Raw genomic sequence first — 16956 nt, 5'->3', positions numbered from 1 at the left:
TTAAATCCTTGAAAAGTTTTTAAGTAACTGCGCGCCTGCGTCACTTGAGCGTTCGGGGTGAAACTGTACGCCAAAAAAATTATCTTTATAAATTGCCGCTGAAAAATCGCTGTCATAATGACAGGTTGCTAAGGTATGTTCGTATTTTGCGAGACTATAGCCGTGCACAAAATAAAAGTGTGCGCCCTCATCAATATCATCAAATAAAGGGTTATCGCTAAGGCTGTAAACTCTATTCCAACCCATGTGGGGCAATGTTAAATCACCTGCTTTCATTTTCTCAACATGGCCAGGTAACAGGCCTAAACAAGGCGTGTCTCGATGGTTGCCTAAATGATTTTCTTGTGAGCTTTGCACCATTAGCTGCATGCCTAAACAGACGCCTAACACAGGCTGTTGTAATGACTGGATACAAGCCGTAAGCTGCTTTCGCTCAATACTTGCCATTGCCGCTGGAGCGCTTCCTACACCGGGTAATATAACGCGCTGAGCTTGGTTTATTTCATTAACGTCGTCCGACACAAAGGCCTGAATACCTAAACGTTCTACCGCAAATTTGACCGACGCAATGTTAGCGCAGCCAGTATTAATAATAACTAGTGACGCCAGCGCCATTTACAGCGCACCTTTTGTACTTGGCATTACATCGCCTTGTTTGCTAATCGCTTGGCGAAGTGCACGGCCAAATACTTTAAACAAGCTTTCAACCTGATGATGTGCGTTACCCTCGGTGGTAGACAAGTGCAAAGACAAGCCCATGGACTGTGCAATAGAATAAAAGAAGTGAGGGACCATTTCAGTTGCCATTTCACCTACGCTATCGCGACTAAACTGCGCGTCAAACTGCAGGTGGGGGCGGTTTGAAATATCCATTAAACACTCCGCTCTACACTCATCCATAGGCAGCGCAAAACCAAAGCGGGCGATGCCACGCTTGTCGCCCAAGGCTTTTTTAAGCGCCTCGCCAAGCGCTAGTGCGGTATCTTCAACGCTGTGATGGTCGTCTATGTGCAGGTCACCGTCTACGTGTACCTGAAGATAAAAACCTGCATGGGTGGCCACTTGGTCAAGCATATGATCGAAAAAACCCATGCCGGTATGAATGTCAGACTTTTCTTGACTGTCGAGGTTAACCGCGACTTTTATCTTGGTTTCGGATGTGTTGCGCTCTACCACCGCGGTTCTGGCTTTGACGGTGATTTGTTTAACAATGCTATCCCAGTTGTTGACGGTGGAGTCGTACTTAATACCTACAATGCCCATGTTATTGGCTAATGCTATGTCAGTATCGCGATCGCCAATGACAAAAGAGCGGGTAAAGTCTACTTTGCCTTGCTGTAAATAGTCTTTTACCAAGCCCAGTTTAGGCTTGCGGCAGCTGCAGTCGTGACTATCAAAGTGTGGGCAAATGAGTACATCGTCAAATACCACGCCTTGGCTGCTAAATATTTGCATCATAACCTGATGCGGTGCATCGAAGGTTTCTTGTGGAAAGCTTTTAGTGCCTAAACCGTCTTGGTTTGACACCATTACTAGTCTAAAGCCTGCTTTTTGCAGTGCTAACAAACTAGGAATAACGTTGTTTTCAAATACCAATTTTTCTAGGCTGTCTAGCTGCTTATCAACAGGCGGCTCTTCCACTAGCGTACCGTCTCGGTCTATAAATAATATGGCTTGTTGACTCATCGTGCTACCTCTTGATTGGTCGTATGGCTGCCTTTTTGTTGTGAAAAAAAGGTCTCAATTAATGTCATTAGCTGGGCGTTTTGCTGTTTTGTACCAATGCTAATGCGTAAGCAGTTATCGAGCATGACTTGCTTTGACTGATCGCGAATAAGTACATTCTTTTCTACCAAGTAGTGCATAAGTGCTTTGCTGTGAGCGCTGTTAAATAATATAAAATTACCGCACTGATCGCCCATAAGGGTAATGCCTGCTACTTGCCTGAGCTGCTCGCTTAACAATGTGCGCTGAGCGCTTAAGCACTTTACGTTTGCCCGCATAAGCTCTATGCCAACTGTGCTTAATGCTTGCATCGCAATTTGGGCAACAGGATCGGGCACAGGGTAGGGGGCAATTACCTTTAATAATATGCTTTTTATGTGCACCGAACTTAGCACGAACCCACAGCGAATTCCGGCTAATGCAAAGCCTTTGGAAAGTGTGCGAAGAATCACTAAGTGCGGATATTTAGCCAACAGCGCAGTTTTTGCACAGCCTGCGCTAAATTCTATGTAGGCTTCATCAAGTACCACTATGGCATTATTACTGTAGGCGGTGAGTATGCACTCAAGATCTTCTTGCGCCATAATGGTGCCGGTAGGATTATTGGGTGAACATAAAAAAATTAATTTAACCTTGCCTACAAAGCTATTTATCGCGCTCACGTTTACACTGAAATCTTGGTTTAATAGCACCTTTTCTACGCCAACGTTAAACGTATTGGCACTTATGGCATACATGCCATAAGTAGGCGGGCAAATAAGCACGCTATCACGTCCGGGTTGGCAAAAAGCTCTAATTAATAGCTCAATACCTTCATCTGCACCTCGCGTAGTGACTATTTGCTCAGGCATAAGGCTTGTGTATTGTGCGTATTGGGCTAGCAGCTTAGGTGGCTGACAGTCTGGATAACGGTTTAGCAAGCTGCTTTGCAGGGTATATTCGTTCGCCTGTGGTGATTCATTAGCGTTAAGCCATACGCGCTGATTGCCCTCACTTGCGCCAAATAAGCGCCGAGCAGACTCATAAGGCGTAAGATCTCGCACATGCTGTGTGGTTAACTGTTCAAGCCAATCAGTCACTGACATTTCCCTTCGATATATTTAAGCGTAAGGCGACCGCATTTGCATGGGCATCTAGTCCTTCAGCGTTGGCTAAGTCGATAATTGCTTTGCCAATAATATTCAGACCGCTTCGGCTGATGGTTTGCACCGTAAATCGGCGCATAAAATCAAGCAGGCCTAAAGACGAGTAATTGCGCGCATAGCCATAGGTAGGCAACACGTGATTTGTGCCACTGGCATAGTCGCCTGCCGATTCTGGGGAAAACTCACCCACAAAGATTGAACCTGCATGCTTTACTTTCACTGCCACTTCGCTGGCATTCTGGGTTTGAATAATTAAATGCTCGGCGGCGTATTGATTAGTCACTTCAATAGACTGAGCCAGTGAATCAGTCACAATGAAGCGGCTATTGGCAATAGATTTTTCAGCAATGCTGTGGCGGCTCAGTTTGGGCAATTGCAGCAATACTTGCTGCTGCACTTGCTTGATAAAGTCAGCGTCATCGGCAATCACGACTGCTTGTGAGTCGGGTCCGTGCTCAGCCTGTGACAGCAAATCTGAGGCCACAAAACTTGGGTTTGCATACTTGTCGGCTAACACTAACACTTCTGATGGGCCTGCTGGCATGTCGATAGCGGCGCCTGCTATGTCTTTACTGACCTGCTGCTTAGCCTCTGTAACAAAGCTGTTGCCAGGGCCAAATATTTTATCGGCTTTAGGAATAGTGCTTGTTCCGTAGGCCATTGCGCCAATGGCTTGAGCGCCGCCGCACAAGTAAATATGTTCAATACCGCATTTGTGCGCTGCATATAATATCTCTGGCGCTATTTTACCCTGAGGCGAAGGCGGCGTGCATAATATGGGTAACTCACAGCCAGCAACTTGTGCGCTAACGCCTAACATTAGCACCGTTGACGGTAAGGGAGCACTGCCACCAGGTATATATAAACCCACTGTTTCTAACGCAACATGTCTTTGCTCACAAAGAACGCCAGGTTGGGTTTCAATGCTTATGTCGCGTGGTATTTGTGCTTCATGAAAGGTTTTTATGTTCTGGTAGGCCAAGTCAATGGCGCTTATTACATCAATGCTTAAGGCAGCTTTAGCCTGCGCTATTAGGGCTACAGGTAAGCGTAAGCCATCTTTTAATTCAGCTCGGTCAAACTCGCGGGTGTAGTCAAGCACCGCTTGATCGCCCGTGGTTTGTACACGCAGTAAAATTTTACTCACTGTGTCTTTTAGTAGAGCCGAGTTGGCTAAAGCGGGCCTAGCAAGTACTGCTGTTTGCATCGGCTTACTTAAGTCATTCCATATAATTGCTTGAGGCATTGTCATCGCATTAACCCATCATTTTCTCAATTGGCAGCACCAGAATGGAGCTACAACCTAAGGCTTTTAGTTTTTCCATAGTTTCCCAAAACAGCGTTTCAGAACTCACCACGTGAATGGCGACCCTATCGTTGATACCTGCAAGGGGCAGTACAGTAGGATCTTCAGCGCCTGGCAGCAATGATTTGACTTGTTCTAGGTAATTTTTAGGCGCATGTAGCATTATATATTTGCTTTCTTTTGCTTGCAGTACGCCGTCTATGCGCGGCAGTAGGCGCGTTATTAATGCTTGCTTGTCGGGAGAAAGGTCTTCCGATTTTTGAATTAAGACCGCCTTGGAAACAAACACTTCATCTTCTTCTCTTAAGCCGTTTGCCTCAAGAGTTGCACCGGTAGAGACTAAATCACATATGGCATCGGCCACGCCTGCACGGGGCGCAACTTCAACGGAGCCTGTGAGCATGACGGCTTTAGCGCTAATCCCTTTTTCAGCAAAAAAGCGCTCTAATAAATAAGGATAAGTAGTGGCAACTTTTTTACCGTTTAATGAGGCAACTGAATCATACTTAAATTCAGTAGGCACTGCTATGGATAGTCTACATCCGCCGAAATCTAAACGCCTTAGGGTTTTAAATTCATGGGCTTTTTTGGAGGCTCGGCGTTCAAGCATTTTTTCTTCTAATTCATTTTCGCCAATAAAGCCTAAGTCGACCACGCCATCCATAATTAAGCCGGGGATATCGTCATCGCGCACGCGCAGCAAATCGATTGGCTGATTGGTAGAGTGTGCTATTAATAAGCGGTCGCGAATTTGGAGCTTGATGCCAATGGCTTTCAAAAGTGCAATGCTTTCGCTACTCAAGCGGCCCGACTTCTGAATCGCTATACGTAGTCTATTGCTTTGGCTCATGTTGTTTCCTTTTTGATCTTATATTTAAGTATTACTAAATTGCTTTACGACTGTAGCCTTCGCAAACAGTGTAGCCTTCGCAAACAGTACAGCCTTAACAGTAAAAAGCCCCCGGAAGTTTTCTTCCGAGGGCTTTACAATACGTTTATCGCCGGTGGAAGGAAACCATAGCCTTCCAGGCACATACCTGAAAGCTTAGGTGCTTACGTGATGATGATGCGATAAGTTTATAATGCGGGTCATATTTGTGCTCTGGTTGTCTTAATTTGGAATATAGTACACTTTGCTGAGGCAAATTATGCGCAGCAACAATTTCAGGCTTTTAATGTTATCCAAACATACTCCATTAATCAACACCCAATCACCTAATACTGGGTAACTAAACGCTGTTTCTTAGTCAATTTATGAATAGCATAGTCCATTGCGCCGAAAATCAAGGTAAATAGCCAAATCCAATGAGCGTAATGAGGTCTTAATTACGATGAATTTGTGTACAATAAATATTTTTTTAAAGCTCTATCTTATTCATAAAAGACGCGTAAACTCCGCTCAATTAGGCCCTTTATATATGAACGAACGTGGCTACTGGTTTTCACGAGAAAAAAGAAAAAAGCTTACTCAGGCTGTCTTTATTTATGGCAACAGTATTTGTATTTGTTGCCTTTGGCTTTGCTCTAATTACACAGTCGGGCGCCATTTTATTTGACGGTGTTTACTCCCTGATTCCATTCTTTATGGCCTTGTTAACACTAAAAGTAGCCAACCTTGTGCAATTGCCAGACGATGACAGATTTCACTTCGGCTATACAGCGATAGAACCCACTCTCAATTTATTCAAATCGCTCATTATTATTGCTACCTGTTTGTATGCAGTAATTGACGCTGTTAATAGCCTGTTTACAGGCGGTAATGGGGCTAAGTATGGTTTCGCCATGGCATATGGCCTGTTTGCCACTGTTGGGTGCTTTGGTGTAGCCGCCTTTATGAAGTTTCACAGTAAAAGCCTGCGATCTGACTTAGTTAAAGTTGATGCGCACACTTGGCTAGTAGACGGTATATTGAGCGCCTCGATTTTGCTTGGTTTCGCCATTGCTTATTTTCTGGAGAAGTCGGTCTACGTAATTTACGCGCCTTACGTTGATCCTATTTTACTGATAGTGCTGGGACTATGCATACTGCCCATTCCTGGCAAAATAATGCTAGACAGTTTAAAAGAAGTCATAAACAAAGCGCCGCCCGAGGCAGTGTCTTTAGTGATTGAGAAAAAACTTAAGCAGTCGCTTTCAGCAGTGCCATTTGAGCATGTAGAAGTGCGTATTAGTAAAAGTGGCAGAGATATATATTTGCTGGTGCACATTATTGTGGATGAATCGTTTGGGTTGACGACGATTACCGAGCTAGATGATATTCGAAAGCGATCTGAAGCAATAATGAGGCAGTGGAATCCATCAATCCTGATGGATATATTATTTATTTGCGATCCTGATTTAGCGGATTGACCGTGAACATTCCGGTTGGCTATAAAGGTCAGTATGGGCAATTAGCTTCTGCGAAAATACTTCGATGCTGATAAATTATTGGCGATTAAAATAACTGGGTACGTTTATTCGGCTCACTAAGGTTCTAAATACCTTAAGGATATTTACTCTCCAATAGAAGGTATAGAATATGATAGTGTGTTAGCTTGTCAAGGCGATATTCTAATATAGAGGAAATGGATATGAGTGAAGCGATTCGAGCATCTGATACGCCATATGGCGTTGAAGTTGAGGCGGGCAAAAACTATTTTTGGTGCTCTTGCGGGAAAAGTGTAAAACAACCCATGTGCGATGGTTCTCATGGCGGAACTGACTTTAGGCCTGTAAAATTTTTAGCTACAGAGTCTAAAAAGGTATTTTTTTGCGGATGTAAAGCCACAGCGTCACAACCTATGTGCGATGGTAGTCATAAGTAAATATAAGCTGCGAATGGCGCAGCGCCAATTGCCATATAATACTCCTTTGTGAATACGCTCCGAGTCGATCACGTCGTTAGGTAGCTTCGCATCGAGCATCTATTCTAGTATGCCTTTTGGGTCAATATTGACTATATGCAAAAATAGCAGGCTAAATTACCGATTCAAAAGCCAAGCCTTTCTTCTAGTATTAACTCTATACCAGCCGAAAGGCCTACTTAGGTGTAAATTGGTTAATTGTCGCTGCACAAAAAATTAATCAATTATAAAGCCGCTTCACCTCACATAGGCAATGCGGCTTTATAATCTTTCTTTATTTATTCTGGGGTTTGTCATTATTGCGCACGAAGCGCCTTCGCTGCAGCGACTAAGTTAGTCAACGCAGGCCTTACTTCTGCCCAGTCTCGCGTTTTTAAACCACAGTCAGGATTTATCCATAGGCGCTGGGCTGGGATTTTACTTGCCGCTTGTGTAATTAAATTAGTGATGGATTCAACTTCAGGCACGTTTGGGCTATGAATATCGTATACACCAGGGCCAATATCGTTTTGGTAGTTAAATGCATTAAAGGCATCTAGTAATTTCATATTGGAGCGCGATGTTTCAATCGTTATAACATCGGCGTCCATGCGCTGAATATCCGGTAAAATGTCGTTAAACTGTGAATAGCACATGTGTGTATGAATTTGCGTATCGCGCCTAACCCCACTAGAACACAGTTTAAAAGCGTCAACCGCCCACCGTAAATATTCAGGCCATTGAGACTGCTTGAGCGGTAAGCCTTCGCGCAGAGCCGCCTCGTCAATTTGAATAATGCCGGTGCCAGCTGCTTCTAGCGCTTGTACTTCGCCTCTTACTGCCAAAGCAATCTGCTGAGTTGTGAGAGACCTAGGCTGATCATCTCGTACAAAAGACCAATTCAAAATGGTTACCGGACCGGTAAGCATGCCTTTGACTGGCTTTTGCGTTAGTGATTGAGCATATTGCGTCCAAGCAACGGTAATGTCATTGCTACGACTTACATCGCCATAAATAATAGGCGGCTTAACGCAGCGCGAACCATAGCTTTGCACCCAACCGTACGCAGTGGTAAGCATGCCATTGAGGTGCCCCGCAAAGTACTCAACCATATCGTTGCGCTCAGCCTCGCCATGCACTAGTACGTCAAGACCCACTTGCTCTTGTTGTTCAATGCAGTAAGCAATATTTTCTTTAAGAGCATCTTCGTACTGCTGCTGCGTAATTTCTTTGCGAATAAACGCTTGGCGAGTTTTACGTATTTGTGACGTTTGCGGGAACGATCCTATCGTCGTGGTTGGGTACAATGGCAGTTTCAAGCTTTTTTGCTGCTGAGCAATACGGGTGGCATAGTCGTCACTGCGGTGTAGCCATTCGTTTTTAATATTCGTTAGCGCACGTTGCACAAGCTTGTTTGTTGACAAGCTAGACTGCTTACGTTGGTCAATAGCGCGCTTGTTTTGAGCTAGTGCTGCTTGTACGGAGTCTTGATCCGTTTGTGAACTGGTATGTAAGGCTTTACTTAAAATCTCAAGCTCAATTAGCTTTTGCTCTGCAAAGGCAAGCCAAGGCAGAATTTCAGGATGAATATTTTGCTCAGCATTTAAATCAACCGGGCAGTGCAGCAGTGAACACGACGGTGCCAGCCAAAGTTTGTCTTGTTTAAGCTGGGCAATAGGGTTTAGTAGCGTTAAGGCTTCAGTAAAGTCGGTTCTCCAAATGTTGCGTCCGTCAATAATACCGACTGATAGCACTTGAGAGTCATTTAGTGCCTTGGCTAATATTGCTACTTCATGCTTGGCGCGAGTCGCATCAATATGAACGCCATCAACAGGCAGTTTTGTTACTACTTTGAGATTATCGGCTAGGCTACCAAAGTAGCTTGCGAGTAATATTTTTACACCGCTGTTTTGCAGCGTATCGTAGGCATGTTGATAGGCACTCAGCCAGTCTGCATTGAGTTCAGTTACCAAGGCTGGCTCGTCTAACTGCACCCACTTTACACCGTTTTCAGCTAAGGTGTGAAGCAAGTTCTTATATGCCACCAGCAGGCTGTCAAGTAGATCTAGCTTGTTTGTATCATCTAATGACTTGCCCAAATAAAGGTAAGTTAAGGGACCAATAACAACCGGTTTTACATCTAGACCGCGTGCTTGTAATTGCTTAACCTCGGATAATAAAGTGTCGGCATACAGTTTAAACGTGGTCGTTTTAGAGAATTCTGGCACAATGTAGTGGTAGTTAGTGTCAAACCACTTCGTCATTTCACCTGCATGTGTTGGGCAACAATCGCGCTTGCTGGAGCGACCGCGCGCAATTCTAAAATAGCTGTCTAGGTATGATTCATTGTTATTTTCTCGCTTAGCACGTGCGGGTGCATTGCCAAATAAAAAGCTGGTGTCTAGTACATGATCATACAGCGAGAAGTCACCGGCTTGGGCAAAATCAAGATGCGTGAATGTTTGGTAGTGCTGCTCACGAAGTGTTTGAACCTGTTCATTCAGAGTCTGTTCAGCAATGTCATTGTTCCAGTATGCTTCTAAGCTGTGCTTTAGGTCTCGGTTTTTGCCAATGCGAGGATACCCAAGGTTGTGTGTTTTAGCCATCTATACGTCCATTTGGTTAGTGTAGGGCTATACTATAGTGACTAATTACGTAATAATAATGGTATATTTTCATTAAAGCATGAATATTATTCATGTATGTAAGGCCTACAATGTTAGACAGACAGCACCTACATATTTTAAGCGCGGTTGCCTCTACCGGCACTGTGACCGAAGCCGCAAATAAGCTGCATGTCACACAATCTGCTTTGAGCCATGCAATCAAAAAGCTTGAACAAGCATATGGCGTAAAGGTATGGCATAAAGAGGGAAGGCGGGTGCGCATGACCAACGCGGGTCAGTTGCTACTCAAGTTTGGCAACCGAGTCATTCCACAGTTTGAGCATGCCGAGCTGCAGCTTCAACAAATTGCCAAAGGAGAACGCGGTACGCTACGCATTGGTATGGAGTGTCATCCATGTTATCAATGGTTGCTAACCGTGGTGAAGCCCTTTATTAGGGAATTCCCCGATATTGATGTTGATGTAAAACAGCAGTTTCAGTTCGGTGCGCTAGGGGCGCTGTTAGAGTATGAAATTGACATGCTTATAACGCCCGATCCTCTTTTGCATAAGCATATCAATTATCAAGCAGTGTTTGACTATGAACATGTGCTTGTAGTGCCTGCTGATTCTGCTCTTGCTTCGTTGGGGTTTATAAGGCCGACCGATTTGGCAGATGAAACCCTTATAACGTATCCAGTGGAGGCGAGTCGACTCGACATATTTACGCGTTTTTTAACGCCGGCGGGCGTAAGTCCAAAACGACATAAAATTATTGAGACAACCGAAATTATGCTGCAAATGGTTGAAGCCAGTCGCGGCGTTGCTGCGCTGCCTCGGTGGCTGGTTGAGTCATTTCAAGATAAACTTGATATAAAATGGGTATCTCTAGGCAGTGCCAAAATTATGAAATCGATTTATTTAGGCACGCGCAATAAAGAACAAGCCCCTGACTATATGGGGCATTTCAAAGCCTTAGCAAAACGCGCGAGGGTAGTTTAGCTATTTAATACAGGTGAGAACAAAGCAAGCTAATTTGCTGTTAAAGCGCGTTTATTGCAAAAAAAGTAATGTGAGCGGATGTATCACAAGTAGATTAAATTGAGCAGGCTCAGCACAATTACGCCAAACGTAATGGAAATAGGCACGCCTATTTTAGCAAAGTCAGAAAACTTATAGTCAGACGCGCCAAATACAATAAGGTTAGTTTGATAGCCATAGGGTGATATAAAACTGGCGCTGGCAGCAAAGGCAACCGCTAGAGCAAAAGGCATAATGGGCAATTGCATAGCACTAACCAAACCGTATGCGAAGGGAAACATAAGCGCGGCAGCCGCGTTGTTGGTGACAAACTCTGTCAGCAATACCGTCATCAGGTAAACCGCAATAAGAGCATAGAATGGATTCATGTCCCCTATTAGTGGCGTTAAGTGATTAGTGGCGAATAGAATTAGCCCAGAGTTTTCAAGCGCTGTGGCCAAACTTAGGGCCCCCACAATGACCAGTATAAGGTTAATGGGCAAATTACGCTTATACTCTTGAACCGCCGACACTTTAACAATCACCAAGCTTGCCGCATAAAAAAGCAGGCCGGTGGCAAGGGGTATAACAGAGCTCGCCGCTAGTGCGATAACGCCTAAAAAGCCCAGTAAGGTGAAGTTTTCCTGCCATCTTGTTAACTTGCGCGTAATTTTTTGTTCAGACACCACAAAGAAGTTTTTGGATATGTTGTCTCTGCTGTGAAAATCACTGCCGGTGGCAAGTAATAAAAAATCCCCTGCTTGAATTTTTAAATCGCCCAATTTTCCTGAAATAGCTTCGCCGTCGCGTCGAATAGCCACTACGCCAGCGTCAAAAAGTGCTCTAAAGCCAACCTGCTTAAGGGTTTTATTGCGTATGGTAGAGCGGTTTGACACAACCACTTCGGTTAAGCTATCGTTTAACAAACCATTTGCTTCGGCAAACATAGTAAGGCCTTTAATGTGGCCAATGCTGTCTATTTTAGCGATGTTGCCTGTGAATATAAGTTTATCGTTTTCCTCAATTATCATATCCGGTGTAACTGGTGTGATCACTTTTTTGCGCCTGACTATTTCAATTAAAAATAACTCAGGTAAGTTACGTAAGTGATTATCTTCAACAGTATTACCAATGAGTTCTGAACTGGCTTCTACGTCGGCTTCAAGCAGGTAGCTTTGATACTGACTCTTATTCGCATTGAAAGTGGGTAATAAACCAGACAGCATAAACAATAAAATACCGCAGGCGATCCCCGCGCTAAGGCCAAACAGGGTGAAGTCGAAAAAGGCAAAGCCTGCATGACCGTTTTCAATTAAGAAACTGTCGACTATTAAGTTGGTAGAGGTACCAATAAGCGTCACGGTGCCGCCTAAGATAGCGGCGTACGACAAAGGAATTAATAATTTTGAGGGTGGATGTAAGGTATTGTGCTTTATTGGGCCAATTAGGCTTGCCACTACGGCGGTATTATTCAAAAGGGCAGAGGCGCTAAACGTGAGCGCAAACATGCGCCAGAAACTTTTTGCATAGCTGCCCTTAATAATTTTACGACCTAGCCGCACCACCAGCGTTGTTTTGTCAATGGAGTGACTCACCAGCAGCAGCAATACAAGGGCGACCAGTCCCATGTTGATAACGTTTTGTAAAATATGAGAAAAATCTAGCTGTTGCAGCAGCACTAAAACTAAGGTGCACGCGGCAAAGATACTTGAAGGTTTTTTGTTTGTGAATATTAAGGCCACAATAGTGGCAAAAAACACAAGCAGTACCATTATTTGGTCAATATTCATATATTCACAAAAGTTACACTAGGCTGTAAGAACAATTAATTAACAGCTAGACTGTCTAGGGATTAATTAATTGCGTAAAGTAGAGCTACTAAAGCTTAGCAAATACCTATCGTTATAGCTAAAGATCAGCTAGATGACTGCCAAGCAATACACAAGCTACCGCCACATTAAGTGTTGCTTATGTCGCTAGTGCCCCAGTGCGGGAAATGCTTCCTTACAAGGGCGTTCATTTCCAGCTCAAACTCTGAGTACTGCGTTGAGCCTTTACTCTCTTTATTAGCGCTAATGATCATACCGGCACCCACTGTGCCATTTGTCATGCGGTCAATAATGATAAAAGCACCCGTGGCGCGATTTTTAGCATAAGGATCGCAGGCAATATTTTGCGTTAATCTAATATTAACCACCCCAATTTCATTGAGATTTAAATGCAAAGCTTCACTTTCATTAAGCGTATTCACATCAATTTTATGGTGTAGGTTAGACACTGTGCCGGTAACGGTCTTCGTGGCAAATTTAAAACTAAATTGTTTATTGGGAATGAGCTCTTCTTCTGCCATCCAGACCAAGTAAGTGCTAAAACTACTGGCTATTAGGGGCTTATTGTCGTTTTTAACAATCATGTCGCCGCGTGAAATATCAATTTCATCTTTCAGCGTTAGCGTAATCGCCTGCTGCGCGTTTGCATGCTCAATATCACCGTTGAAGGTATAAATAGATTTTACGATAGAGGTTTTACCTGATGGCAACACAGTAACTGCATCGCCTTTGGCTATTTGGCCTGAAACGATGGTACCGGCAAAACCTCTGAAATTCAGATTCGGTCTGTTAACGTACTGTACTGGAAATCTAAAATCGTCTTTACTCTGATCGGTAATTACGATTGTTTCAAGAGTATCCATCAGGGTGGGGCCGCTATACCAAGGCGTATGCTCACTTCTGTTGACGACGTTGTCGCCTTCAAGTGCCGACATAGGAATAAAGCGAATATCGGGGATGTTAAGCTGCTTTGAAAATGAAATAAATTCTTGTTTAATATCGTTAAACACACTTTCACTAAATTCCATTAAATCCATTTTATTGACCGCTACAATAGCGTGCTTAATGCCCAACAGTGAGGCTAAAAATGAATGACGTTTCGTTTGTGTTTTAATGCCTGCGCGTGCATCAACCATCAAAATGGCAAGGTCGCAATTAGACGCGCCTGTGACCATGTTGCGGGTATATTGCTCGTGCCCGGGTGTATCGGCAATAATAAACTTGCGCTTGTCGGTACTGAAGTAGCGATATGCCACGTCTATAGTGATGCCTTGCTCGCGCTCAGACTGCAGGCCATCCACTAATAGCGCAAGGTCGACCTTTTCGCCTGTGGTACCTACTTTCTTGCTGTCTTTAGTGATAGCCGCTAGCTGATCTTCGTAAATCATTTTGGAATCGTGCAGTAGGCGGCCTATCAGCGTACTTTTGCCGTCGTCTACGCTACCGCAGGTTAAAAAGCGCATTAAATCTTTGCGCTCGTGAACCGCTAAGTATTCATTTATGTCAGAGCGTAATAATTCATTTTCGTTAAACATCTTAGCAACTTACCATGAAAAAAGGGTTCAAAACTGATTCTTTTTGATTGTAGCGCAGCGGGTGTGCGTCTGCGTCAAAAGGATTATTAGTGTCTAGCACAGTGACTTTTGCGCCTGCGGCTAATGCGATGGCGTGCGCTGCCGCTGTGTCCCACTCACTTGTTAGGCCGACACGAGGATATAAATGCGCTTCACCGGCTGCAACTAGGCATAACTTTAATGAACTGCCCATAGCAATTAAGTCTTTTTCGCCGTCAAGAGCATCCATAACTTTATTAATTTCAGGGCTTTGATGCGAGCGACTGCCCACTACTCTCCATGCTTGACCCTGTGTATGTGGGCGTGCTTTAATCGCTATTTTTTGCCCCTCTTGTAGCACATAAGCGCCCCGCTTTTTTGCGCCCACGTAGGTCTTTTTAAGCACCGGTGCGTGCACAATACCGAAGGTCGGTTCACCGTATTCAATTAGGGCAATGTTGACTGTAAACTCACCGTTTTTCTTAATAAACTCTTTGGTACCGTCAAGCGGATCTACTAGCCAGTAGCGTGTCCATTTTTTGCGTTCTTGCCAAGGGATTTCGCTCGACTCTTCCGATAAAATGGGTAAATCAGCAAGTGCTCCTAGCGCGTCTACAATATGGTGATGAGCAGCTAAATCGGCCTCGGTTAATGGGCTTGAGTCAGATTTGTCGTATATGGCGATGTCTGATGAGTAAATGTCTAATATTTTGTCGCCTGCGTCTTGTGCAATCTGGGTAAGCGCTTGAATACTTTTTTCGTTTATCTGGAACTTGCTCACTTAACATATCCTTTTTCTTGCAGTGCTAGATATAAACGTTGTGTAGTTTGCTGGGCTGTTTCGTCCTTATAATGTAAATGTATTTCTGGCGACTGCGGGGCTTCGTAGGCAGAATCTATACCGGTAAAATGCTTAATTTCGCCGCTTCTCGCTTTTTGATAAAGGCCTTTGGGATCGCGCTTTTCACACACTTCAATTGGAGTGTCTACAAACACCTCTACAAACTCACCGTTTGCAAGTAATGATCTACAGTAGTTACGGTCTGCCTTAAACGGCGAGATAAACGCGGTTAGAGCAATTAAGCCCGCGTCGACAAATAGCTTACTGACTTCGCTGATACGTCTTATATTTTCAACGCGCGCCTTGTCGTTGAACCCTAAGTCGCCGCATAGGCCGTGGCGTACGTTGTCGCCATCAAGTAAATAGGTCGCATGATCAGCCTCATAAAGGCGTTTTTCTAAAAGATTTGCAATAGTAGATTTACCCGATCCAGACAAACCCGTTAGCCAAATTACGCTGGGTTTTTGCCCAAGTTTGGCACTTCTATGCTGCTTGTCTACCGTACTTTTGTGCCATACAATATTACTAGGTGCCATTAAAAGTAACCCTCCATTTTCTTCTTTTCCATAGAGCCAGAAGAATCGTTATCGATGACTCGCCCTTGGCGCTCTGATGTTTTGGTTAACAACATTTCTTGTATAACTTGGGGCAAAGTGTCAGCAACTGACTCAACCGCACCGGTAAGCGGGTAACAGCCAAGGGTTCTGAAACGAACCGACTTCATTTGCGGAGTCTCCCCTTCATGTAAGGGCATACGGTCATCGTCAACCATGATTAATACACCATCGCGATAGACCACCGGACGTGGTTTAGCAAGATACAAAGAAGGGATCTCTATGCCTTCTGCATAAATATACTGCCAGATGTCAAGTTCTGTCCAGTTAGACATGGGAAATACCCGGATGCTTTCGCCTTTATTAATTTGTGAATTATAGATGTTCCATAACTCTGGGCGCTGGTTTTTAGGATCCCAGCGGTGGTTTTCATCTCTAAACGAATATACGCGTTCTTTCGCACGAGACTTTTCTTCGTCGCGGCGAGCGCCGCCAAAAGCCGCATCAAATTTATAATGATTTAAAGCTTGTTTAAGCGCGCCTGTTTTCATAATGTCGGTATGTTTTGCGCTGCCAACTGAAAAGGGATTAACACCTTGCTCAACGCCTTCCTGATTGGTGTGCACCAGCATATTTAAATTGTGTTTAGCGGCAATTTTATCTCTAAACGTAATCATTTCTTTAAATTTCCAGGTCGTATCCACATGTAAAAGGGGGAAAGGAATAGTGCCAGGTGCAAATGCTTTTCGGGCAAGGTGCAATAACACCGATGAATCTTTACCCACTGAGTACAGCATTACTGGATTGTCAAATTCGGCGGCTACTTCTCTAAAAATATGAATGCTCTCAGCCTCGAGCTCTTTGAGGTGGGTCATGCGCGGCAATTTATCAGTCATAGTTAACTCTATTTGTATTGTCTAAGAGGCAAGCAATATGTTTAACCAACATGCCCCTAGCATTAGGGGCTACGTTAAAGGCGCATATACTAATTATTTATAAGCATATAATGTTAGCATAATTGGATAAGTTGGCTATTACAATTTGGTATTGTTGATAACCGTTTTATAATTTAATAGATACATTTGTTATCAGGATGCTAATAAGCAATAGTGAGAGCTCTGCAGGGCTTCAAGCTCGATAAATAAGGAGATCGAGACGCTTTTCGGCCCAAAATGCAGAATCTGCATAGGCGATAATGACATCGTCGTATTCAATTTTTATACGTGTGCAGGCTTTATTAAGCCTTTCCCATTCACCTTGTTCAATTACTTTGCAGACTAAAATAATGCCCGCAAGTCAAGCTTTGTCTTTTACTAAGGCTTCTTTGATTGTGTCGGTAAGTGGCATACTGCCTATAAGTACTTCTATGCTACTTTCTAACATTGCATCAATAAGTGACAGTAAGCTAACCAAGAAGGCAGAAGACTAGGGTAGGACTTTAGAATCGAAGCTTCAGTAAAGTTAATAAACGTATACTTTGCTGAGCTTATTTTATCTAGACCTAGATTGAACTGCAGGCCTTCAATCATTTTTGCTGTGCCTTTGTCTTGCTGCAA

15 protein-coding genes and 1 other annotated feature are annotated in these 16956 nt (G+C 43.8%); of the genes, 4 read left to right on the top strand and 11 right to left on the bottom strand.

All coding sequences use genetic code 11. The annotated features are described in order from the left end of the window. The 5 genes from hisH to hisG are packed head-to-tail and all read right to left on the bottom strand — an operon-like array spanning position 1 to position 5026. A complete protein-coding gene (gene hisH, locus BAE46_RS10085; protein ID WP_006004925.1) occupies positions 1 to 615 on the bottom strand; it encodes an imidazole glycerol phosphate synthase subunit HisH in 615 nt (204 codons plus the stop codon). Further along, positions 616 to 1686 (bottom strand): bifunctional histidinol-phosphatase/imidazoleglycerol-phosphate dehydratase HisB, encoded by a 1071-nt coding sequence (hisB, locus tag BAE46_RS10080; RefSeq protein ID WP_006004927.1) that lies wholly within the window; start codon positions 1684 to 1686, stop codon positions 616 to 618. Continuing rightward, positions 1683 to 2804: a histidinol-phosphate transaminase gene (hisC, locus tag BAE46_RS10075; RefSeq protein WP_070112640.1), complete on the bottom strand. Its 1122-nt coding sequence runs from the start codon at positions 2802 to 2804 to the stop codon at positions 1683 to 1685. Before hisC ends, hisB begins: the two co-directional genes overlap by 4 nt. Beyond that, on the bottom strand, positions 2797 to 4116 hold the full coding sequence (hisD, locus tag BAE46_RS10070; protein ID WP_070112638.1) for a histidinol dehydrogenase: 1320 nt from the start codon (positions 4114 to 4116) through the stop codon (positions 2797 to 2799). The genes hisC and hisD overlap by 8 nt, the downstream gene beginning before the upstream one ends. A gap of 10 nt (positions 4117 to 4126) precedes the next feature. Then, complete coding sequence (gene hisG, locus BAE46_RS10065; protein WP_006004934.1) at positions 4127 to 5026, bottom strand: ATP phosphoribosyltransferase; 900 nt, start codon at positions 5024 to 5026, stop codon at positions 4127 to 4129. Between the two features lie 99 nt (positions 5027 to 5125). Then, positions 5126 to 5243 (bottom strand) — a sequence feature (His leader region). Between the two features lie 361 nt (positions 5244 to 5604). Between hisG and BAE46_RS10060 the strand changes: the two genes are divergently transcribed. Further along, complete coding sequence (locus tag BAE46_RS10060; RefSeq protein ID WP_083256857.1) at positions 5605 to 6525, top strand: cation diffusion facilitator family transporter; 921 nt, start codon at positions 5605 to 5607, stop codon at positions 6523 to 6525. A gap of 215 nt (positions 6526 to 6740) precedes the next feature. Next, a complete protein-coding gene (locus BAE46_RS10055; RefSeq protein WP_342341485.1) occupies positions 6741 to 6980 on the top strand; it encodes a CDGSH iron-sulfur domain-containing protein in 240 nt (79 codons plus the stop codon). 335 nt (positions 6981 to 7315) lie between these two features. Here the strand turns inward: BAE46_RS10055 and metE are convergent, their stop codons facing one another. Further along, entirely contained in the window at positions 7316 to 9604 is a 2289-nt protein-coding gene (gene metE / locus BAE46_RS10050; RefSeq protein WP_070112636.1) for a 5-methyltetrahydropteroyltriglutamate--homocysteine S-methyltransferase, read from the bottom strand. Between the two features lie 110 nt (positions 9605 to 9714). Between metE and BAE46_RS10045 the strand changes: the two genes are divergently transcribed. Then, positions 9715 to 10605, top strand: coding sequence for a LysR family transcriptional regulator (locus tag BAE46_RS10045; RefSeq protein ID WP_070112634.1), 891 nt, complete (start codon positions 9715 to 9717; stop codon positions 10603 to 10605). An 83-nt stretch (positions 10606 to 10688) separates the two neighbouring features. Here the strand turns inward: BAE46_RS10045 and BAE46_RS10040 are convergent, their stop codons facing one another. From BAE46_RS10040 to cysD, 5 genes are all read right to left on the bottom strand, one after another. Further along, entirely contained in the window at positions 10689 to 12413 is a 1725-nt protein-coding gene (locus BAE46_RS10040; protein WP_070112632.1) for an SLC13 family permease, read from the bottom strand. A gap of 167 nt (positions 12414 to 12580) precedes the next feature. After that, on the bottom strand, positions 12581 to 13987 hold the full coding sequence (gene cysN, locus BAE46_RS10035) for a sulfate adenylyltransferase subunit CysN (RefSeq protein ID WP_070112630.1): 1407 nt from the start codon (positions 13985 to 13987) through the stop codon (positions 12581 to 12583). 1 nt (position 13988) lies between these two features. Further along, positions 13989 to 14786 carry a 3'(2'),5'-bisphosphate nucleotidase CysQ gene (gene cysQ, locus BAE46_RS10030; RefSeq protein ID WP_006004949.1) on the bottom strand — a complete coding sequence of 266 codons (798 nt, stop codon included), beginning with the start codon at positions 14784 to 14786 and terminating at the stop codon, positions 13989 to 13991. After that, the gene (cysC, locus tag BAE46_RS10025; RefSeq protein WP_070112628.1) at positions 14783 to 15382 is read right to left on the bottom strand and encodes an adenylyl-sulfate kinase; all 600 of its coding nucleotides are present in this window, start codon (positions 15380 to 15382) and stop codon (positions 14783 to 14785) included. Before cysC ends, cysQ begins: the two co-directional genes overlap by 4 nt. Then, positions 15382 to 16296, bottom strand: a complete 915-nt coding sequence (gene cysD / locus BAE46_RS10020; protein WP_070112626.1) for a sulfate adenylyltransferase subunit CysD — start codon at positions 16294 to 16296, stop codon at positions 15382 to 15384. Before cysD ends, cysC begins: the two co-directional genes overlap by 1 nt. Positions 16297 to 16595: 299 nt before the next feature. Here cysD and BAE46_RS14825 point away from each other — a divergent pair, with 299 nt between their 5' ends. Beyond that, entirely contained in the window at positions 16596 to 16829 is a 234-nt protein-coding gene (locus tag BAE46_RS14825; RefSeq protein WP_171901024.1) for a hypothetical protein, read from the top strand. The last annotated feature ends 127 nt before the right edge of the window (positions 16830 to 16956 follow it).

This window comes from Glaciecola punicea (genome assembly GCF_001756615.1).
GTDB classification, from domain to species: domain Bacteria; phylum Pseudomonadota; class Gammaproteobacteria; order Enterobacterales; family Alteromonadaceae; genus Glaciecola; species Glaciecola punicea.
The sequence above is the reverse complement of the archived record's forward strand: the minus strand, read 5'-3'. Positions and strand labels throughout refer to the sequence as shown.